20 protein-coding genes are annotated in these 18,314 nt (G+C 71.6%); 7 read left to right on the plus strand and 13 right to left on the minus strand.

What is annotated here, in order from left to right; translation table 11 throughout:
- Positions 1–5: 5 nt before the first annotated feature.
- From Ate02nite_RS43840 to Ate02nite_RS43890, 11 genes are read right to left on the minus strand one after another with little or no spacing between them, the layout of a single operon-like run.
- Positions 6–839 carry an HpcH/HpaI aldolase/citrate lyase family protein gene (locus tag Ate02nite_RS43840; protein WP_203813872.1) on the minus strand — a complete coding sequence of 278 codons (834 nt, stop codon included), beginning with the start codon at positions 837–839 and terminating at the stop codon, positions 6–8.
- Positions 836–1,999 carry an acyl-CoA dehydrogenase family protein gene (locus Ate02nite_RS43845; RefSeq protein WP_203813873.1) on the minus strand — a complete coding sequence of 388 codons (1,164 nt, stop codon included), beginning with the start codon at positions 1,997–1,999 and terminating at the stop codon, positions 836–838. The genes Ate02nite_RS43840 and Ate02nite_RS43845 overlap by 4 nt, the downstream gene beginning before the upstream one ends.
- Positions 1,989–2,348 carry a Zn-ribbon domain-containing OB-fold protein gene (locus Ate02nite_RS43850; protein WP_203813874.1) on the minus strand — a complete coding sequence of 120 codons (360 nt, stop codon included), beginning with the start codon at positions 2,346–2,348 and terminating at the stop codon, positions 1,989–1,991. The genes Ate02nite_RS43845 and Ate02nite_RS43850 overlap by 11 nt, the downstream gene beginning before the upstream one ends.
- Positions 2,345–3,439, minus strand: a complete 1,095-nt coding sequence (locus tag Ate02nite_RS43855; RefSeq protein ID WP_203813875.1) for a thiolase C-terminal domain-containing protein — start codon at positions 3,437–3,439, stop codon at positions 2,345–2,347. The genes Ate02nite_RS43850 and Ate02nite_RS43855 overlap by 4 nt, the downstream gene beginning before the upstream one ends.
- Positions 3,436–3,822, minus strand: coding sequence for a MaoC family dehydratase (locus Ate02nite_RS43860; RefSeq protein WP_203813876.1), 387 nt, complete (start codon positions 3,820–3,822; stop codon positions 3,436–3,438). The genes Ate02nite_RS43855 and Ate02nite_RS43860 overlap by 4 nt, the downstream gene beginning before the upstream one ends.
- Positions 3,809–4,264 carry an FAS1-like dehydratase domain-containing protein gene (locus Ate02nite_RS43865; protein ID WP_203813877.1) on the minus strand — a complete coding sequence of 152 codons (456 nt, stop codon included), beginning with the start codon at positions 4,262–4,264 and terminating at the stop codon, positions 3,809–3,811. Before Ate02nite_RS43865 ends, Ate02nite_RS43860 begins: the two co-directional genes overlap by 14 nt.
- Positions 4,255–5,223 carry a RidA family protein gene (locus tag Ate02nite_RS43870; RefSeq protein ID WP_203813878.1) on the minus strand — a complete coding sequence of 323 codons (969 nt, stop codon included), beginning with the start codon at positions 5,221–5,223 and terminating at the stop codon, positions 4,255–4,257. Before Ate02nite_RS43870 ends, Ate02nite_RS43865 begins: the two co-directional genes overlap by 10 nt.
- The gene (locus Ate02nite_RS43875) at positions 5,220–6,503 is read right to left on the minus strand and encodes an MmgE/PrpD family protein (RefSeq protein WP_203813879.1); all 1,284 of its coding nucleotides are present in this window, start codon (positions 6,501–6,503) and stop codon (positions 5,220–5,222) included. The genes Ate02nite_RS43870 and Ate02nite_RS43875 overlap by 4 nt, the downstream gene beginning before the upstream one ends.
- On the minus strand, positions 6,500–7,696 hold the full coding sequence (locus Ate02nite_RS43880) for a CaiB/BaiF CoA transferase family protein (protein ID WP_203813880.1): 1,197 nt from the start codon (positions 7,694–7,696) through the stop codon (positions 6,500–6,502). Before Ate02nite_RS43880 ends, Ate02nite_RS43875 begins: the two co-directional genes overlap by 4 nt.
- A complete protein-coding gene (locus Ate02nite_RS43885) occupies positions 7,693–8,676 on the minus strand; it encodes an LLM class flavin-dependent oxidoreductase (protein ID WP_203813881.1) in 984 nt (327 codons plus the stop codon). Before Ate02nite_RS43885 ends, Ate02nite_RS43880 begins: the two co-directional genes overlap by 4 nt.
- On the minus strand, positions 8,673–9,134 hold the full coding sequence (locus tag Ate02nite_RS43890) for a MaoC family dehydratase (RefSeq protein ID WP_203813882.1): 462 nt from the start codon (positions 9,132–9,134) through the stop codon (positions 8,673–8,675). The genes Ate02nite_RS43885 and Ate02nite_RS43890 overlap by 4 nt, the downstream gene beginning before the upstream one ends.
- A gap of 54 nt (positions 9,135–9,188) precedes the next feature.
- Here Ate02nite_RS43890 and Ate02nite_RS43895 point away from each other — a divergent pair, with 54 nt between their 5' ends.
- On the plus strand, positions 9,189–9,872 hold the full coding sequence (locus Ate02nite_RS43895) for a hypothetical protein (RefSeq protein WP_203813883.1): 684 nt from the start codon (positions 9,189–9,191) through the stop codon (positions 9,870–9,872).
- On the opposite strand, the gene Ate02nite_RS43900 is transcribed toward Ate02nite_RS43895, so the two are convergent.
- The gene (locus tag Ate02nite_RS43900; protein WP_239148150.1) at positions 9,869–10,690 is read right to left on the minus strand and encodes an IclR family transcriptional regulator; all 822 of its coding nucleotides are present in this window, start codon (positions 10,688–10,690) and stop codon (positions 9,869–9,871) included. The genes Ate02nite_RS43895 and Ate02nite_RS43900 overlap by 4 nt on opposite strands.
- Before the next feature lie 155 nt (positions 10,691–10,845).
- On the opposite strand from Ate02nite_RS43900, the gene Ate02nite_RS43905 reads away from it, so the two are divergent.
- Genes Ate02nite_RS43905 through Ate02nite_RS43930 form a run of 6 tightly spaced genes read left to right on the plus strand, consistent with a single transcriptional unit; the run spans position 10,846 to position 18,031 of the window.
- Positions 10,846–11,889: a flavin reductase gene (locus Ate02nite_RS43905; RefSeq protein ID WP_203813884.1), complete on the plus strand. Its 1,044-nt coding sequence runs from the start codon at positions 10,846–10,848 to the stop codon at positions 11,887–11,889.
- Between the two features lie 5 nt (positions 11,890–11,894).
- Positions 11,895–13,169 carry an acyl-CoA dehydrogenase family protein gene (locus Ate02nite_RS43910; protein ID WP_203813885.1) on the plus strand — a complete coding sequence of 425 codons (1,275 nt, stop codon included), beginning with the start codon at positions 11,895–11,897 and terminating at the stop codon, positions 13,167–13,169.
- Positions 13,166–14,608 carry an aldehyde dehydrogenase family protein gene (locus tag Ate02nite_RS43915; protein ID WP_203813886.1) on the plus strand — a complete coding sequence of 481 codons (1,443 nt, stop codon included), beginning with the start codon at positions 13,166–13,168 and terminating at the stop codon, positions 14,606–14,608. The genes Ate02nite_RS43910 and Ate02nite_RS43915 overlap by 4 nt, the downstream gene beginning before the upstream one ends.
- On the plus strand, positions 14,605–15,477 hold the full coding sequence (locus Ate02nite_RS43920) for an isocitrate lyase/PEP mutase family protein (RefSeq protein WP_203813887.1): 873 nt from the start codon (positions 14,605–14,607) through the stop codon (positions 15,475–15,477). The genes Ate02nite_RS43915 and Ate02nite_RS43920 overlap by 4 nt, the downstream gene beginning before the upstream one ends.
- Complete coding sequence (locus Ate02nite_RS43925) at positions 15,474–16,631, plus strand: FAD-dependent oxidoreductase (RefSeq protein ID WP_203813888.1); 1,158 nt, start codon at positions 15,474–15,476, stop codon at positions 16,629–16,631. Before Ate02nite_RS43920 ends, Ate02nite_RS43925 begins: the two co-directional genes overlap by 4 nt.
- Entirely contained in the window at positions 16,628–18,031 is a 1,404-nt protein-coding gene (locus Ate02nite_RS43930) for an aldehyde dehydrogenase family protein (RefSeq protein ID WP_203813889.1), read from the plus strand. The genes Ate02nite_RS43925 and Ate02nite_RS43930 overlap by 4 nt, the downstream gene beginning before the upstream one ends.
- Here Ate02nite_RS43930 and Ate02nite_RS43935 read toward each other — a convergent pair.
- Positions 18,019–18,300 carry a Dabb family protein gene (locus tag Ate02nite_RS43935; protein WP_203813890.1) on the minus strand — a complete coding sequence of 94 codons (282 nt, stop codon included), beginning with the start codon at positions 18,298–18,300 and terminating at the stop codon, positions 18,019–18,021. The genes Ate02nite_RS43930 and Ate02nite_RS43935 overlap by 13 nt on opposite strands.
- Positions 18,301–18,314 lie beyond the last annotated feature (14 nt).

The raw sequence follows: 18,314 nt of genomic DNA on the forward strand, positions 1-18,314 counted from the left end.
TGGTCTCAGGTCGGAGATCCGGAGCGCTGCCCCCGGCCGTCTCGCAGGGTGCGGTGGGCCTCGCGGACCACGGCCAGGTCGACCATCCGGCCCTGGGCGTCCAGGCATACCCCGCCGCCCGCTGCCGCGAAGCGGTCTACCAGGTCCCGTGCGGTTGCCAGCTCTTCCCGGGTGGGGGTGAAGACCTCGTTCACCACCGGGATCTGGGCCGGGTGGATGCAGGCCCGGCCGCGGAAACCCAGACGCTTCAACGCCTGCGTGGTCCGGCGCAGGCGGGTCAGGTCCCGGAAATCCGTGGTTACCGCGGCGGCCGGCGGGTCGATGCCGGCGGCGGCCGAGGCGAGCACGACCGCGGAGCGTACGTGCAGGAGCTCTCGTTCGTCGTCGCCCAGGGTGACCCCGATCTCGGCGGCCAGGTCGGCCTCGCCGATCTGCAGCCGCGAGACCCTCGGCGCGGCCGCCAGCGCCGGGGCCGCGAGGATGGCCTGGGCGGTCTCCAGCAGCGGGACCAGTTCCACCGTCTCGGCGCCCTCGGTGCGGTCCAGCAGGGCGGCCAGCTCGGCCAGCTGGTCCACGGTGTTGGCCTTGGCCACGCAGAGGCCGCGCAGCGCGGGGGCGACCACCGCGGCAACGTCCTCCAGGCCCGGATTGATCCGGACGAAGATCGGGGAGCCGGCCGGCTGGGTGCGCAGCCAGCGGGCGACCGATTCGCGGGCGGCGGCCTTTTCGTCCGGCGGGACCGCGTCCTCCAGGTCGACGATCAGGGCGTCGGCGCCGCGGGACAGGGCGGTGGCCAGCTTGGCCGGCTGGTTGCCGGGGACGTACAGGTAGGACCTCATCCGATCGTCGCCGTGCCGGCCAGCAGCGCGCGGGCGATCACGATGCGCTGGATGTCGTTGGTGCCCTCGCCGATCATCATCAGCGGGGCGTCCCGGTACAGCCGTTCCACCACGAACTCCTTGGAATAGCCGTAACCGCCGTGGATCTGCATGGCCTTCAGCGCGCATTCCACCGCCGCCTCCGAGGCGAAGGCCTTGGCCATGCCGGCCTCCATGTCCACCCGGTGGCCTCCGTCGGCCCGCGCCGCCGCCCAGTAGACGAGCAGCCGGGCCGCCTGGACCTGGGCGGCCATCTCGGCGATCTTCAGCTGGATCGCCTGGAAGTCGCCGATCGGTTTGCCGAACGCCTTGCGGTCGCCGGCGTAGCGCAGCGCCTCGTCGTAGGCGGCCTGGGCGATGCCCAGCGCCCGCGCGGCCACGTTGATCCTGCCCGTCTCCAGGCCGGACAGGACCTGTTGCATGCCGCGGCCCTCGACGCCGCCGAGCAGGTTGGCGGCGGGGACGCGGACGGCGTCCAGCAGCACCTCGCACGACTCGGTGCCCTTGTAGCCGAGCTTGGGCAGGTCGCGTTCCACCGTGAAACCCGGCGCGCCCGCGTCGACCAGGAACACCGACATGCCCTTGTGCGCGGGTGTCGCCTTCGGGTCGGTCTTGCAGAGCACCGGCAGCGGGTCGGCATGCCGGGCGTTGGTGATCCAGGTCTTGCGGCCGGTGAGGACGTAGTCGTCGCCGTCACGGACCGCGACCGTGGAGATGCCCTGCAGGTCGGTGCCGGCATCCGGTTCGGTCAGGGCGATACCGGTACGCCGTTCTCCCGTCGCGAGTGAAGGCAGATATCGCGCCTTCTGGGAAGGTGTGCCATGCCGGGCGATCAGCCAGCAGGAGAGCGAGTGGCTGCCGAGGATGCCGGCGATGCCCATCCAGCCCTTCGCGATCTCCTCGAAGACCAGCGCGAAACTGATCATGTCGGCGCCCAGGCCGCCGTACTCCTCCGGGATGGTCAGGCCGAACAATCCCAGGTCGCGCATGGTGGCGACGATCTCGGTGGGATAGCGGCCGGTGTCCTCCCACTCCTGGGCCACCGGGCGGATCTCCCGGTCCACGAAGTCGCGCAGCACCTCGCGGAAGAGGCGCTGTTCGTCGCTGAGTTCAAAGTCCATCGTCGGCACTCCGGAAGACGGGCAGGTGACGGCCGCCGGGCTGCGCCCGCCAGGCCAGCCGAACCGGCAAATCGCAATGCGGATCGGGGAGATCCACCAGGTGGGTGAGCAGGACCGGGCCTTCGGTGAGCCGGACCCGACCCAAGATGTACGGGGTTTCCGCACGGTGCACGACCGTAAAACTGCCGATCACACCGGTGCCGGCGGCGGCCCGGAACTCCAGGTCGTGGCCGCCGCAGCCGGTGCAGACGAAGCGCGGATAGTGCTGATATCGCCGGCAGGCCGGGCAGAACTGCAGCAGCAACAGCTGGTCCCGGGTGGCCTCCCACCAGGTCTCCTCGGGCGTCACCGGTCCACCCCCAGGATCACCGTGGCGTGGCTGGAGAAGATGCCACCGGTGCCGTGCACCAAAGCCGTCCGAGCGCCGCTGTCGCCGCGGAGTTGGCGGACCGCTTCGACCAGCAGCAGCACGCCGAACTGGCCGGGGTGGCAGTAGGCCAGGCCACCACCGCCGGTGTTGTGCGGGATCGTCGCGTGCAGGCCCTCGCCGGGCTTGGCGAACCCCAGAGCCTCCAGGCCGAGCGGCACCGAGATGGTGAACGAGTCGTAGAGCTGCACGACGTCGATGTCGGCGGGACCGAGCGCGGCCTGCGAGAAGGCCCGCGCGGCGGCCGCCCCGGCGCCGGTGTGCAGCAGGTCGGGGGCGGTGGCCATGCCGGTATGGGTCAGGGCTTCGCCGTAGCCGAGGACCTTCACCGGGGTTTGCGGCAGGTGCCGGGCGCGGGCGGCCGAGGTCAGCACGATCGCGCCGCCGCCGTCGGTGACCAGGCAGCAGTCCAGGGCACCGAGCGGGGTGGAGATCATCGGGGCGGCGAGGACGTCATCCACCGTGAGCGGGCCCTTGCCGTAGGTCCAGGCGGCCGGGTTGAGCTGGGCCCTGGCCCGGGCCGCGACGGCCACCGAGGCCAGGTCGGCCCGGGTCAGGCCGTAGGTGTGCAGGTAGCGCTGGGCGGTCATCGCGTAGTACGAGATCGGGTAGAGCGGCTGGTAGGGGGCCTCGAACGCGGCCTCCGGGGTGCCCTCCTCGACCACGCCGGCCAGTTTCCGGGAGCGGGCCGAGCGCTGGTTCGAGGCGAACGAGATGACCACCGTGCGGCACTGGCCGGCGTCGATCGCCTGGGCCGCCCGGGCCACGTACATCTCGAAGACCGCTCCCCCGGCGAAGCTCGAGTCGCTCCACGACGGCTGCAGGCCCAGATAGTCGGCGAGCTGGGTGGCCGAGAAGCGGGAGATGCCATTGGTGGCGATACCGTCCACCTCGGACAGCGGGATGCCGGCGTCGGCGAGCGCCCGGGTCACGGCCTGGGTCTGCAGCTCCAGGACGCTCTTGCCGGTCTGGCCGAGGTCGCATTCGGCCGCGCCGACGATGGCGACACTCATGGCAGGCGCACGGTGGCTTCGGCCGGCGCGACCGCCACCCGGCCGTCGTCGGCCACCTCGACGCGCAGGTCGACGACGGCGTGCCGGTCTTTCAGGTCCCGGAGCGTGCCGTGGCAGCGGATCGTCTCGCCGGCGAAGACCAGGTTCTTGAAGCGGAACGACAGCTTGGTGATCTCGGCGTCCGGGCCGAACCACTCGCGCAGGGCGATCGCCAGGTAGGCGCCGAAGACCTGGCCGTCGACGACCGGGCGGTCCAGGCCGCGGGCCGCCAGGTAGGCCTGGTCGTAGTGCAGGCGGTGCCAGTCCCAGGTGGCGCCGGCGTAGGCGATCATGTCGGGGAGGTCGATGGTGCGTTCCAGCGGCGGGTACTCAGCGCTCGACATAGATCAGTGACTCCTCGTTCGTCGCCAGGAGGCGGCCGGTCTGGTCGGTGTAGCGGGCGACCGAGGTGACCACCAGCATGCGTTTCCCGGAGCCGGTGATCCGCTCGTACATGTCGGCGAGCTTCCAGGTCGCGGTGATCATCGCGTCGGGGCCGATCGGGCCGAGGAACTCGTAGGAGTTGCCGCCCCGGACCAGCCGGGTGCCGGGCACGACCAGACCCCAGCCGTGGCCCGCGTAGCCGTCCTCGTCGCGGGGCAGCCCGGCGTACTGGTTGGTCTCGCAGATCAGCGTGGGCGGGGCGACCTCGCCGGTCAGATGCGGTGCGAAGGTGTCGCCGGTGGCCAGCGCGAAGTACCGGATGGACGCGCGGCCGAGCGGCTCGGGCGCGGTGTACGCGACTTCCTCGCCGATCCGGGCGGCCAGTTCGGGGGTCAGAAGCATGCCGGGATCGTCTCCAGCATGAACTCGGGGCGGAGCAGGGCCGAGCAGACCACCGAGGTCACCGCCGCGTTCGGGAAGTGCTTCGCGCGGAGCTCGGCGGTGCGGGGATAGTCGGCGGCCGCGCCGGGTGTCACGTACTCGATCAGGCTGGTGACCGCCGTGCCGGACGCGCCCGCCGCGGCCAGAACCGTCTCGATGCTCGCGTAGATGTATTCGGCCTGGGCCGGCAGGTCGCCGTCGTGCAGGGCCAGCTGGGTCACCGGGTCGAGGGCCCCGAACCCGGAGAAGAAGATCTTGTCGCCGGCCCGGACGGCCGGCTTGTAGGTGAGCGTGTCGTAGCGGGCCCAGCCCGGATTGATCGCGGTCAGCGGGCCCAGCGCGGCGAGGGCGTCGAGGGAGACCTGGGCGCCCGGTTCGACCGGCCGGTCGACCAGGATGCCGGCCGCGCCGGGGTGGACCGGGCCGGTGCCGAGGACCTCCTTGCGGGGGCGGCCGCAGCGCGGGTATTCGGCGCGGGTCGCGGTGGCGGTGTAGTCGATCGTGCGGGTCAGCGCGGCCGGGGTCAGCCCGGCCAGGTCGAGCAGGGCCGCGATCCGGTCGAGGCAGCAGCGGTACTGCTCGCGGAAATCCCCCTCGGTGGTGTGCACGCTGGGCAGATAGACGATGCCGTCGGCGACGCGCAAGGCGTCGCCGTCGGCCGCGAGCAGGGTTCCGCCACCGGGATGGGCACTCACCCCCAGGATGTACGGGTCATCGCGGCCGACAACCGCTTCGACCGGCACCCGGGACACCGGCACCCGGTGGCCGCCCAGGGCGATCGACCGGGCCGGGACGAGGTCCGGGCCGGCGCCGGTCACGTACTCGGTGAGGTGCACGATGTCGCCGATCGCCAGCCCGGCCTGGACGAGCGCGCCGGGCAGGGCGGGATATCCGGCGACGGCCGGCAGATACACGGTCACTTCAAGCACCCTTCGATCGCATCCAGCAGCTGGGCCGCGTCCGCCCCGGAGTCCACGGCGTCGAACACCGCGGGCGCGGCCGGGCCGAGGTTGGCGGCGGCCTTGGTTCGCACGCCGGGGCCGGCCGCGTGGTCGACCACCGAGCGGTGCCCCTCGACGTCGAGGTCGCCGGGCGCGTCGGCCGGGACGCCCTCGGCGGGACCCGGGACCACGGTGATCCGGGCGGCCAGGTCGAGGATCTCGGGGCGGTCGAGGTGGTCGAACGTGTCCAGGTCGACCCGGCCGTCGATGATCATCGCGGCGACGACGAAGTAGACGCTGAACTTCGCCTCGTACGCGCTGCGCGGGGCGCGCTTGGCCGGTTCGGCCACGATCGGGATCGCGTCGGGGTGCAGCCGGATCGTCACGGTGGCCGGGGCCGCGCCGGCGAAGGCCCGGGCGGCGTCCAGCGAGGCGTGGCTGAGCTGGCAGCAGGGGTACGGCTTGACCGCGATCCCGGTCGCCGCCCAGCGGGTGCCGAGGCCGCCGAGCAGCACGTCGAGGTCGGGGGCACGGTCGGCCAGGGCCCGGTACAGGCCGTAGGTGCCGTCCAGCGCGCCGGCCGGGCCGGTGGCGCCGGCGGCGGCCAGGCGGGCGGCCAGGATGCCGTTGGCCACCGCCGTGCCGGGGTGCAGTTGCTTGGTACTGGCCGGGCTGTGCAGGAACTCGAGGAGGCCGCTCGCGCCGCTGGCGGCGATCCCGATCGCGGCCGTCATGGCCGGCTCGTCGAACCGGAGCAGCTTTCCGGCGACGACCGCGGCGGCGACCGGGCCGCAGATCGAGGTGGCGTGCAGGCCGCGCCGGTGGAAGCCGTGCGGCACGGCCGCGCCCAGCCGGCAGACCGTCTCCAGGCCGGCGACCAGCGCGGTGATCAGCTCTTCCCAGGCGGCGTCGGCGCCGACCGCGAGAGCGACCGGGACGGTCACCGCGCTCGCGTGCACCAGGCCGCCGGGGTGGGTGTCGTCGAAGTCGAGCGCGTGTACGGCGACCGCGTTGCCGAACGCGGCGGCCACCGCGCCGAGCCGCTCCCCGGTGAACAGCCGGGCCTCGGGCGGGCCGCCGAGGCTCGACGCCACGGTGAGAGCGGGATCGGCGGCGCCACGCCGGATGCCGGCCACCGCACAGCCGACCGCGTCGACCAGGTGCCGCCGGGCGGCATCGACGACATCGAGCGGAAGGTCCGCGTACCGCAGATCGGATGCCCAGCGGGCCAGGACGACGGCGGCGGGTTCACTGGTCATGGGGTTTTTCCGAAAGCGCCGGCGGAGCGCAACGACGCCAGCCGGGGCTCGTCGTAGCCCAGCAGGCCGGCTACGTAGCCGAGGTCCTCGCCGCGGCGCGGCGCCCGGCGGTAGGCCGGCGGCTCGTCGCCGACCCGGACCGGCGAAGCGACCTGTTTTACCGTTCCGTAGTAAGGGTGTTCGGTCTCGACGACCAGATCGCGGGCCAGGGTGTGTGGGTCGCGCAGGGCGGCGGCCACGTCGTTGACCGGGCCGCAGGGCACGCCGGCCGGTTCGAGCAGGGCCAGCCACTCGGCCGACGGCTTCGTCGCGAACGTGGTGTCCAGCAGCGAGAGCAGCTCGTCGGCGTGCTCGCGGCGGGTCGCGAAGGTGGCGAACTTCGGGTCGGTCAGCGCGGGCAGGTCGAGCACCTGGACCAGGCGCTGCCAGAACTTCTCCTTGGCGCAACCCACCACGATCCAGCCGTCGGCCGACGGGAAGACCTGGAACGGTACGAGCGACGGGTGCGCGGAATGGTGGGTGCGGGCCGGGGTGAAGCCGGCGTTGAGGTGCCAGGCCGCCGGGTAGGTGAGCATGCCGATCGCGGTGTCGTAGAGGCTCACGTCGCAGTCCATGCCGACGCCGTCGCGGCGGGCCGCGTGCACGCCGGCCAGCAGGGCGATGGCCGCGACGAATCCGCCGGAGTAGTCCACCAGGGACAGGCCGGACTTGGTCGGCGGGCCGCCGGGCTCGCCGGTCAGCTCCATCCAGCCGGCCAGGCCCTGCAGGATGTAGTCGTAGCCGGGCTGCTTCGCCCGGGGACCGGTCATCCCGAAGCCGGTCAGCGAGCAGCAGACGACCGCCGGGTTGAGGTGCTTGAGCTGCGGATAGGTGATGCCGATTTTGGCCGGCACGTCGCCGCGCAGGTTGGAGTAGACGGCGTCGGCGGTGCGCACGAGGTCTTCGAACACCTCGCGGCCGGCCGGGGTGGCCAGGTCCAGTGACAGCGAGCGCTTGCCGCGGTTGAAGGTCTCGAAGAACAGCGAGTCCTCGCCGTGGTTGTACGGGGGCACGTAGCGGCCGACGTCGCCGCCGGACTGCGGCTCCTCGATCTTGATGACCTCGGCGCCCAGGTCGGCCAGGTGCACCGAGCCGAACGGGCCGGCGCCGTACTGCTCGACCGCGATGATCCGGATGTCGGCGAGGGGTTTCACGGGCGGCTCCCGACCAGTTCGAGGAGGCTCTTCTGGGCTTCCCGCACCTGGTCGGCGGGCAGGCCGTAGGAGGGCGGGGACAGCTTGATCGCGTCGGCCAGGCCGTCATATTCGGTTATGCGAGCGGCGCAGTGGGCCGGGGTGCCGGCGATCGTGTAGGCGTCGACCATCTCGTCGGGGATCAGGTCGCCGAGATCGTCGGCCGGGCGACCGGCGCGCAGCGCGGCGTTGGCTGCCGTGGTCACCGGTCCGAAGCCAGCCGCGCCGAACATGTCCGCGTAAGAACGGACCGAGGCGTAGAAGCCGACCACGTTGGCCGCGCGGCGGCGGGCGATCGCCGGGTCGGCGTCGACCGAGCAGCAGGCCGAGGCGACGATGTCGAGCTTGCGGGAGCCGGTCAGCACCGGCCGGATGCGGGTGCGCAGGTCGTCGGGCGGGCACAGCTCGTGGGAGATCCAGCCGTCGGCGATGGCGGCGGTGAGGCGGAGCATCGCCGGGCCCACCGCGGCCAGGTAGATCGGGATTTGGGGGCGGGCGGCCGGATAGGGCCGACGCCAGCCGCGGACCGCGATGGACCGGACGCCCTCGTGGGCGATCGGGTCTCCCCCGGCCTCCACCGCCCGGATGATCGCGACCGTGTCGCGCAGGCGGGGCACCGGCTTCTCGAAGTCGGCGCCGTGCCAGTCCTGGTTGAGCCGGGCCACCCCGGTGCCGAGGCCGAGGCGGAACCGGCCGCCGGACAGTTCGTCGAGGTCCAGGGCGGTCAGCGCGGTCAGCATCGCGCTGCGGGCGAAGGCGAGCGCGATGCCGGTGCCCACCCCGATGGTCTGCGTGCCGGCGGCGATCGCGGCGGCCACCACCGGGGCACTGCGGTGCAGCTCGGGGGTCCAGGCGACGCCGGCCCCGGCGGCCTCGGCGGCCCGGGCCGCGTCGACCAGCTCGGCGAGCGTCGCACCCCAGGGCTGCACGTCCAGCCTCATGCCGCGGGACCGTGGCCCTGCTTGTAGACGAGCATCGACCGGCGCCAGGTGATGACGTCGGCCCCGTCCTGGTTGAAGCCGGTGGTGTGGCAGGTGACGATCCCGGCGTACGGCCGAGATCGTGATTCTCTCTTCGACAGCACCGTGGATCGCGCGTAGATCGTGTCGCCGACGAACACCGGGTTGGGCATCCTGATCTCTTCCCAGCCCAGGTTGGCGAACGCGTGCTGACTGATGTCGAGCACCGACAGCCCGGTCACGATGGCGACCGTGAGCGTCGAGTTGACAAGCAGTTTCTGGTACGGGGTCCCGGCGGCGTAGTCCGCGTTGAAGTGGGACTGGTTGGTGTTCATCGTGAGCAACGTGAACCAGGTGTTGTCCGCTTCGGAGACGGTCCGGCCGAAGGGATGCCGGTACTCGTCACCGACCACGAAACCTTCGAAGTATCGGCCGACCATGCCGAGGACGCTAACCCATTGTTTCCCACAGCGGAATAGTGTTTCCATTACGACATGCTCGACGCGTTCCTCTACCTGCACATCGTGCTGATGGTCTTCTGGCTCGGTGGCGACCTCGGCGTGTTCTACTCCAGCCGGTTCGTCATCGACCCGAGCCTGACCCCGGCCGCCCGCCTGACCGCGCTGAAGATCATGAGCGGTCTCGACCTCGGCCCGAAGATCTGCCTGATCCTCTTCCTGCCCAGCGGGCTCACCCTGATCTCGCTGGACGCGCACGGGGCCGATCTGTTCGGACTCAAACTGCTGCTCGCGCCGATCTGGGCCGGCGCGTTCGTCTGGGTCTGGCTGATGTACACCGATCACCACGCGCCCGGGAAGCACCCGCTGGTCAAGCGGATCGACTGGGTCATCCGGATCGCGGTGATCGCGGGCATGACCGGGGCCGGCCTCTACACGCTCATCGCGTCGGAGCCGTTCGGCGTCACCACCAATCCGCGCTGGCTGGGCGCCAAGGTGCTGCTGTACTCACTGGCGATCGCGGCCGGCCTGGGCATCCGGCGGACGCTGCGGCCGTTCGGCGCCGCCTTCGGCCAGGTCATGGCCGGCTCCGCCGGGCCGGAGACGGAATCCGTGCTCCGGCGGAGCGTCAACGGCTGCCTGCCGTACGTCTGGGCGATCTGGATCTCGGTCCTTCTGGCCGGGCTTCTCGGCGTGGCCAAGCCGTTCGCGAACCTTTAGCCGGCCGGTGCCTCGTAGCCCAGCTGGGCGGAGAGCCGGGCGCCGGCCGCCAGGAGGTCGTCGACCACCTGCGAGCCCGGCTCCGGCTTGAACCGCAGGGCCGGCCCGGCCACGCTGATCACCGCCACCACGTGCCCGTCGTGATCGAAGATCGGGACGGCCACCGAGGCGGCGCCGGCCTGCCGCTCGCCCAGCGAGGTGGCGTACCCCCGTTTGCGAATGGTGGCCAGCTCCTTGCGCAGCTTGGCCGGGTCGGTGATGGTCTTGTCGGTCACCGACTCGAGCGGGTGCCGGGTCAGGTAGGCCTCCAGCTCGACGTCGGGCACCCAGGCCAGGAACGCCTTGGACGAACCGCCCGCGTGCAGCGGGAACGGGATGCCGAGGCTGACCTCCAGGCGCAGCTCCTGATCGGGGACGACCTGGTCGGCGTAGAGCCGGGTGTCGCCGCGGCGCAGGGACAGCGTGGCCGTCTCGTGGGTGCGCTCGGAGAGCCACCGGAGCTCGGGGGCGGCCATCGCGCGGACGTCCGTGCGGGCCAGGTAGGCCCGGCCCAGCGCCACCGCCGCGTGCCCCAGCGCGTAGCGCCGGGTGGTGGTGTCGAGGGTGATCAGCTCGCGGCTGCGCAGCGCGGTCAGGATGCGGTGCACGGCGGCCTTGGTGAGCCCGAGAGCGGACGCGATCTCGGTGACACCCAGGTCGGACTGCTCGGTGCGACCGAAGTAGAGCAGAACGTCCATGGCGCGCTCGACCGCGGCGACGGAGCGCGACTGGCTCTCGTCCTCGGCCGGGGCGCCCGCGGGCGTGGAACGGACTGGCACAGAAACTCCCCCGGAACAGATTCGGAACAAACCTTGCCGGAAGCCTAGCCTGCGATTTCGCACAGCGAAACGCTGTCCCGCCCAACGATTGACAGCGGTACGGCCCGTCGTTACCGTTCTGGAAACGGCGTTTCCATAGACGAAACGAGGGTCTTGTGCCGGTCGACAGCACCACGTTCCGCACCGTCCTCGGACAGTGGCCGAGCGGCGTGTGCGTGGTGACCACCGTCGGCGCGCACGGCGCGCACGGGATGACCGCGTCGTCGTTCTCCTCGGTCAGCCTCGACCCGCCATTGATCTCGGTCTGTCTCGGCAATCATCTCCCCAGCCGCACGCTGCTGGAATCGGCCGGAAAGTTCGCCATCAGCTTCCTCGGGAAGGACCAGGCGCACATCGGCCGGCGGTTCGCCGGGCAGAACCCGGAGGTCACCGACCGGTTCGCCGGTCTCGACTGGACGATGACGCCGAACGGATGCCCGGTGCTCAGCGACGCGGTGGCCTGGCTGGACTGCCGGGTCGCGCACACCTACCCGGGCGGCGACCACACCATCTTCGTGGGCGAGGTGACCGAGGCGGCCCTGCCCCGGGTCACCGCTCCCCTGCTGTTCCATTCGCGCACCTGGGGCCAGGTCGCCGACCCGCTGCCGTCGTCGATCCAGCTCAGCGTGGACGTCGCGGACGACGATCCGCTCGCCCAGGAGTTGCGCGGGCGCGGCGCGCGGGTGCGCGGCGACCACACCGAGTTCACCGTCGCCGCCGACGGTACCGGCCTGCCGTCGGCCGACTGGATGGCGGCGGCCAAGCTGACCGGCGGCTGCGTCATCGGTTACGTGTCCGACGCGTTCGACCCGGCCCGGGAAGCCGAGGTCTTCGCCACCGTGGACGCGCTGGCCGCGCTCGGCTGCGACGAGATCGGGCTGGCCGAGGGCGTTCCCGCCTCCCCGCTGCAGGTCCGCCGGGTATTGCAGGACGCCAAGGTCCGGGCCCGACCGGCCGCGCTGCGCGTCCGGCTCGCCGGCGACCACAGTCTCGCCCTGGTCAACGCGCTGGTCGCGATGAAGAGCGGCGTCACGCACTTCGACACGGTCGCCCCCGGCTCCGGCAGCGCCGGCCTGCCGCTCGGCGACCTGCTCCACCTGTCCCGCCAACTCGAGGTGGCCGGCCCCATCGAACCCGACCTCGCTCATCTCAGGGAGTGACCTCCATGGCCGACCGATTGACCGGCGAACGTCTCGTGAACGACATGACGGTCGACGAGAAGAGCCGGGCCGCGCTCGTCGAACAGGTGCTGCCGGTGCTGCGGGCGAAAGCCGAGCAGGCCGACGCCGACGGCGCGTTCCCGATGTCGCACATCGAGCTGCTGCGTGACGCCGGCCTGATGGGGCTGATCGTCCCCGAGGAGTACGGCGGCCTCGGCGGCACGCTGCGCGACCTGGCCGCCGCCACCTACGCGATGGGCACCGCCTGCCCGTCCACCGCGCTGTCGTTCTTCTTCCACAACACCTCCGCCTCGCGCGGCCTGCTGCCCCTCGAAGCGATCGAGTCGGGGCTGTTCGCCGACGAGGAAATACCGGTGGTGCGGGCGTTCGCCGAGAAGGTGCTGCGGCTGATGTCCGGCGGCACCTGGCTGGCCAACTTCGCCAGCGAGTCGGTGAAGAGCAGCAGCGCCAACATCGCCATCGCCACCACGGCCGTCGCGGTCGACGGCGGCTGGGAGCTGACCGGCGAGAAGTCGTTCGGGTGCGCCACCGGCGTCGCCGACTACTACCTGGTGACCGCGCGCCTCGACGGCTACGAGACGGCCGACGGGCTGACCATGTTCCTGGTGCCCCGGGACGCGGCCGGGGTCACCGAGCGGCCCCAGTGGGACGGCCTCGGCATGCGGGGCAGCGCCAACCACGGCATCAAGCTGAACCGGGTGTTCATCCCGGCCGACGACGCGCTCGCCGTGCCCGGCGCGTTCGTGAAGATGCTGCAGTGCAGCCGGGGCAGCTTCGTCGGCAACCAGCTCGCCATCACCGCCGTCTACGTCGGGGCGGCGCAGGGCGTCTACGACGACACCCTGGACCGGCTGACCCGCAAGACGTTCGCCGACACCGGCAAGTCGATCGCCGAATCGCCGATGCACCAGGTCATCATCGGCGACATGACCGAACGACTGGAAACGGCGTATCTCTGGCTGCGCCGCCAGCTGCTGCTGGAGACGTGCGAGCCGCCGATCGCCACCAAATCCGAGGTGTACGCGCAGTGGCGGATCGCCAAGGGCTCGATCTGCCAGGCCGCGTTCGACGTGGCGATGGGCGCGTTCAAGGCGTCCGGCACGTCCAGCGCGACAATGAACGGCGTGGTCGGACGGGCCGTGCGGGACCTGGCGATGGGCCTGGTCATGACGTTCCCGCCGGAGCGCGGGCGCCTGGAGGCGGCGTCGGTCATCACCAGCAACAAGGCGAACGAGCTGTTCGCGAGCGTGAAGGTGTGACCCGGGACCTGGTTGCCGGGGTTTGGGCCGCGTGCGCCACCCCGGTCGGCATCGACCTGGAGAACCCGGCCACCGGCGAGGTGCTCGGGCCGGCGTTGGGGTCCTCTTGTGAAAACGTCGAGATCGCGCTGGCTGCTGCGGCTGCGCTGGACGCGTGGGACGCGCCGGTCGAGGAGCGCGCGGCCGTCCTGGAGTCGGTGGCGGCGGCGGTCGCGGCCGCCGCGCCGGAGATCGTCGCGCTGGAAGCGTCGGCGACCGGGGTCCCGATCCGGCAGACCACCCCGCTCGGGATGATCCTGTCCGGCTCGTTCGCGCTCGCCGCCGGGCAGCTGCGCAGCGGCATCCTGCGGTCCACCGCGACCCGGGAGGACGGCCGCGAGGTCGTCGTCGAACGGCTGCCCTGGGGTCCGGTCGCCTGCCTGGTGCCGTGGAACGCGCCGGCGCCGATGGCCGCGCACAAGGTGGCCAACGCGCTCGCCGCCGGCTGCCCCACCATCCTCAAACCGAGCGAGTACGCGCCGTTCGGCACCGAGCGGCTCGCCGTCGCGATCGACGAGGCGCTGCGAGCGGCCGGTGCGCCGGCGGCGCTGTTCCAGCTCGTCCAGGGCGGCGCCGAGGTCGGCAGGCAGCTGGTCGCCGATCCCCGGATCCGGGCGGTCTCGTTCACCGGCGGGCTGGCCGGTGGGCGGGCGGTCGCGGCGGCCTGCGCCTACGACATCAAGCCGGTGCAGCTCGAACTCGGCGGCAACAACCCGCTGATCGTGCTGCCCGACGCGGACGAGGCGATGGCGGCACGAGCCGCCGCCGACCTGCTCACCACGCTGAACGGGCAGTGGTGCCGGGCGCTGGGCCGGCTGATCGTGCCGGCCGGCCGTGCTTCCGCGGTTACCGCCGCCGTGCTGGACCGAATCGCCGCCTTGACCCCCGGCGACCCGGTCGACGAGGCCACCGACTACGGCCCGCTGATCCACTCCGGGCACAAGGCCACCGTGCTCAAGGCCCGGGAGGAGATGGGCGGCACGGTCCATTCGGCCCGGCTGGAAGGCCCCGGAAACACGCTCGCGCCCTCCCTCGTGGTCGGGGCCGACCCGGCCGACACCGTCGACGAGATATTCGGGCCGGTCGCAGCGGTGCACGAGTACGAGACCGTCGACGAGGCGATCGCCCTGGCCAACGGCACCAGCCACGGCCTCGAGGGCTACGTCATCGGCACCGACGAGCAGGCCGCCCTCGCGGTGGCCCGCCGGGTCCGGGCCGGCGAGGTGAAGGTCAACGGCTCCTCGATCGTGAGCCTGCACCTGTTCACGCCCCGGCCGGCGTGGGGTTTCTCCGGTTACTCCGAGGAGGGCACCGCGGAGACCCTGCTGTTCTTCACCAATCCCCGGGTGACCGGTGTAGAGGGTTCTTTCGCGCTGCACAGCCGCCAGAATGAATCATGAGCGCCGATGAACTGCGGACACTGCTCCGCGCCGAAACCGTCACCCACGTGCCGGGCGTCTACGACCCGGTCTCCGCCGCCCTCGCCGTCCGCGCCGGTCACAAGGCCGTGCATCTGTCCGGGGCGGCGGTGTCCGCCCTGATGCTGGGCCGGCCCGACCTCGGGTTCGTGCACGCCACCCAGATCGCCGACCGGGCCACCACCCTCATCCCCGCGCTCGGCGGGGTGCCGCTGCTCGCCGACGCCGACACCGGCTACGGCACTCCGCTGCACGCGGTGTGGACCGCGCTCGCCTACGTGCGGGCCGGGATCTCCGGGCTGCACATCGAGGATCAGGTCAGCCCCAAGCGCTGCGGGCATCTGGCCGGCAAAGAGGTCATCGACGCCGGCCTGGCGGCCGCCAAAATCAAGGCCCTGGCCACTGAGGTGCCGGAACTCGCGGTCATTGCCCGCACCGACGCGTACGGGGTCAACGGGCTCGACGACACGATTCACCGGTGCCGCCTGTTCGCCGAGGCGGGAGCCGACGCGGTCTTCCCGGAAGGCGTGGACGACCTCGGCGAACTCGCGACACTGCACACCGCTCTGCCCGGCGTACCCATCGTGGTCAATCGGTCCGAAGCCGGCGGCAACCGTCCGGTTTTATTGGATTCCGACCTTGCCGACGTCGGGGTTCGCCTGGTGTTGCACCCGGTGGCCGCGCTGCTCGCCGCGTTGCGGGCGGCGTCGCTGACCTACCGGGCCATCGCCGACACCGGCAGCGCCGCCGGCGTAGACCGGCTGCCCTGGGCCGCCTTCACCGACCTGGTCGGCCAGGACGCGGCCCTCGACCTGGACGCCCGTTACATACCCGGGAGGCTGGAAACGTGAATCGCATCCTGGTCGCCGGCGCCGGACCGGTCGGCCTCACCGCCGCGCTCGCCCTCGCCCGCCGCGGCCTGCCCGTGACGGTCCTGGAGACCGGCGACGACCTGGCCGCCGAGTCCCGCGCCTCGACCTTCCATCCGCCCACCCTGGAGATGCTCGACGACCTCGGGGTGGCTGCCGAACTGCACGAGCGCGGGTTGATCTCGCCGACCTTCGCCTACCGGGACCGGCGGGCCGGACTGGTCGCGATGCTCGATCTGGGTTTACTGACCGGCGACACCCGGTACCCGTACCGGGTGCAGTGCGAACAGTCCAAGCTCACCCCGATCCTGCGTGACCACCTGCTGCGCTTTCCCGACTGCGGGATCGAGTACGGCTGGCCGGTCGCCGACGTGGTCGAGCGGGCCGCCGGGACGGTCACCGCAATCGCCGCCGACGGGCGGGCACTGGACGGGGAATGGCTGATCGGGGCGGACGGGGCGCACTCGGCGGTGCGGCGGGCGCTCGGCGTCGACTTCGCGGGCATCACCTACCCGGAGCGGTTCCTGGTGGCCTCGGTGCACGACGAGCTCACCGACTGGATGGACGGGCTGGCCGCGGTCAACTACGTCTACGACCCGGTCGAGTGGTGCGTGCTGCTGCGCACCCCGGACCACTGGCGGGTGCTGCTGCCCACCCCGGACGGCACGCCGGACGAGGTGGAGTACGCGCGGCTCGGGTCCCGACTGCTGGGCGTGCACGACCCGGGGCGGGAGTGGCGGATCGCGCACGCCTCGATGTACCGGGTGCACCAGCGGGTGGCGGCGACGTTCCGGCTCGGGCGGGTGCTGCTGGCCGGGGACGCGGCGCACGTGAACAATCCACTGGGCGGGCTCGGGATGAACTCCGGCATTCACGACGCCGTGGCGTACGCGTCAGCTCTGGCCTCGGGGTCTGATCTTTTGATCTCCGAGGCCGCGGAGAGTCGCCGCCGGATCGCCCTGGAGTACGTGCAGAGCGTCTCGCACCAGAACTACGAGCGGATGCGCAACGCCGACCCGATCGCTCGCGACGCGCACCTGGCCGGGCTGCGGGACATGGCCGCCGACCCGGTCAAGGCCCGGGCCGCGCTGCTGAAGAGCTCGATGATCGCTTCGCTTAGGCCGGTGGCCGCATGATCTCCCGGGAGAACCCTGCTCGGTTCGACGAGATCGTCGGGTCGGTGGCCGAGTCGTCGCCGAACGAGGTGGACGCGATCGTCTGGGCCGCCGACGCGGCCTACCGGCAGTGGTCGGTGACGCCGATCGAGGAGCGGCTCGCGCTGCTCACCGCCGGCGCCGAGGCCATCGAGGACGCGCTGGCCGAACTGTCGGTGCTGCTCGCCCGGGAGACCGGCAAAGTGCTCGGCGACTGCCGGGGCGAGATCGGCTTCGCGGTCCGCTACCTGCGGTGGGTGGTCGCGCACGCGATCGAGGCGTACGCCGACGAGGTCCTCGACGACGAGCTGGGGCTGCTCATCAAGCAGCACAAGCCGTACGGCGTCGTCGCCGCGATCACGCCCTGGAACGCGCCGGTCATCCTGTCCATGCTGAAGATCGCCCCGGCCCTCGCGGCCGGCAACGCGGTCGTGGTGAAACCGTCGCCGCTCGCCCCGCTCACCCTCAACCGGATCGTCCGGCTGATCGGCGGCCCGCTGCGCATCGTGCACGGCGGCGCCGCGGCCGGGGCCGCCCTGGTCGGCCACGAACTGGTCCGCAAGGTGGCCTTCACCGGCGGCGCGGCCGGCGGCCGGGCGGTCGCGGCGCTGGCCGGCGACCGGCTCACCCCGTCGGTCCTGGAGCTCGGCGGCAACGACCCGGCGGTGTTCCTGGACGACGCGCCGTTCGACGACGCCTCGATGGACCGCCTGGTGATGGCCACGTTCGCGACCAGCGGCCAGGTCTGCATGGCGGCCAAGCGGCTGTACGTGCCTTCTTTTAAAATTGCCGACTTCGTCGACGCCTACCGGGCCGCCGCCGCCCGGGTGCTCGTCACCGGCGATCCGCTGGCCGACGGCGTGACGATGGGCCCGGTCATCTCGGCCGCCGCCCAGGAGTCGGCGACGGCGATGCGCCGCGGCGATTTCCATGATCTGGGGATCTTCGACGCCGACGAGAAGACCGGATACTTCGTGCGGCCCACTCTGGTGGTGTCGCCGGCATCGAACGATCTCATTGTCACCGACGAGCAATTCGCACCCGTGGTGCCCGTTCTCGGCTACGAAAGCGAACTTTCGGTGATCGAAATGTCCAATTCCGGGGAACTGGGATTGGGGGCCTCGGTGTGGAGCGCGGACGAGGACCGGGCGGTGGCTTTCGCGCGGCGCTTCGAGGCCGGGTTCTGTTTCATCAACACGCACAACCGCACCGGCATGAGCCTGCGGGCGCCGTTCGGTGGGGTCAAACGTTCCGGGTGGGGTCGCGAATACGCCTCGGAAGGCCTGGCGGAATACGTGCAAACCTGCGTAATTCACGCACCCGCCGCCTACCGCCCCGGGGCACCGCCACAGGCCGGCGGCCCCGCTGCCTACCCGGTGTAATCCACCACGGCACGGTCCGTCAGCAGCGGGCGCACCCACGCACCGAATTCTTTGTGCGACGGATGCGCCTGATAGGCCCGCAGGTCGCTTTCGTCCGCGTGGGTCGTCCGCATCAAAAGATCCCAGGACACATCGGTACGCAGTTCGTCGAGCCGGCAATCCATCGTGCGGATCTCCGTTACGACACCGGCTAGTTCTTCCAATCGCAACTTTGCCTTGGCAGCATCACTTGCGTCGGCGAACCTGAACATCACCACGTGAACCAGCACTGTGCCTCCCTGGG

Origin of the sequence: Paractinoplanes tereljensis, assembly GCF_016862435.1 — a bacterium.
GTDB lineage: Bacteria > Actinomycetota > Actinomycetes > Mycobacteriales > Micromonosporaceae > Actinoplanes > Actinoplanes tereljensis.

What these genes read in the sequence shown, in the direction of transcription:
- Ate02nite_RS43875 (WP_203813879.1), bottom strand. Translation starts at nt 6,503, where the DNA reads ATGACCAGTGAACCCGCCGCCGTCGTCCTGGCCCGCTGGGCATCCGAT.
- Ate02nite_RS43865 (WP_203813877.1), bottom strand. Translation starts at nt 4,264, where the DNA reads ATGCTTCTGACCCCCGAACTGGCCGCCCGGATCGGCGAGGAAGTCGCG.
- Ate02nite_RS43930 (WP_203813889.1), top strand. Translation starts at nt 16,628, where the DNA reads ATGATCTCCCGGGAGAACCCTGCTCGGTTCGACGAGATCGTCGGGTCG.
- Ate02nite_RS43855 (WP_203813875.1), bottom strand. Translation starts at nt 3,439, where the DNA reads ATGAGTGTCGCCATCGTCGGCGCGGCCGAATGCGACCTCGGCCAGACC.
- Ate02nite_RS43910 (WP_203813885.1), top strand. Translation starts at nt 11,895, where the DNA reads ATGGCCGACCGATTGACCGGCGAACGTCTCGTGAACGACATGACGGTC.
- Ate02nite_RS43885 (WP_203813881.1), bottom strand. Translation starts at nt 8,676, where the DNA reads ATGAGGCTGGACGTGCAGCCCTGGGGTGCGACGCTCGCCGAGCTGGTC.
- Ate02nite_RS43840 (WP_203813872.1), bottom strand. Translation starts at nt 839, where the DNA reads ATGAGGTCCTACCTGTACGTCCCCGGCAACCAGCCGGCCAAGCTGGCC.
- Ate02nite_RS43895 (WP_203813883.1), top strand. Translation starts at nt 9,189, where the DNA reads ATGCTCGACGCGTTCCTCTACCTGCACATCGTGCTGATGGTCTTCTGG.
- Ate02nite_RS43890 (WP_203813882.1), bottom strand. Translation starts at nt 9,134, where the DNA reads ATGGTCGGCCGATACTTCGAAGGTTTCGTGGTCGGTGACGAGTACCGG.
- Ate02nite_RS43845 (WP_203813873.1), bottom strand. Translation starts at nt 1,999, where the DNA reads ATGGACTTTGAACTCAGCGACGAACAGCGCCTCTTCCGCGAGGTGCTG.
- Ate02nite_RS43860 (WP_203813876.1), bottom strand. Translation starts at nt 3,822, where the DNA reads ATGTCGAGCGCTGAGTACCCGCCGCTGGAACGCACCATCGACCTCCCC.
- Ate02nite_RS43920 (WP_203813887.1), top strand. Translation starts at nt 14,605, where the DNA reads ATGAGCGCCGATGAACTGCGGACACTGCTCCGCGCCGAAACCGTCACC.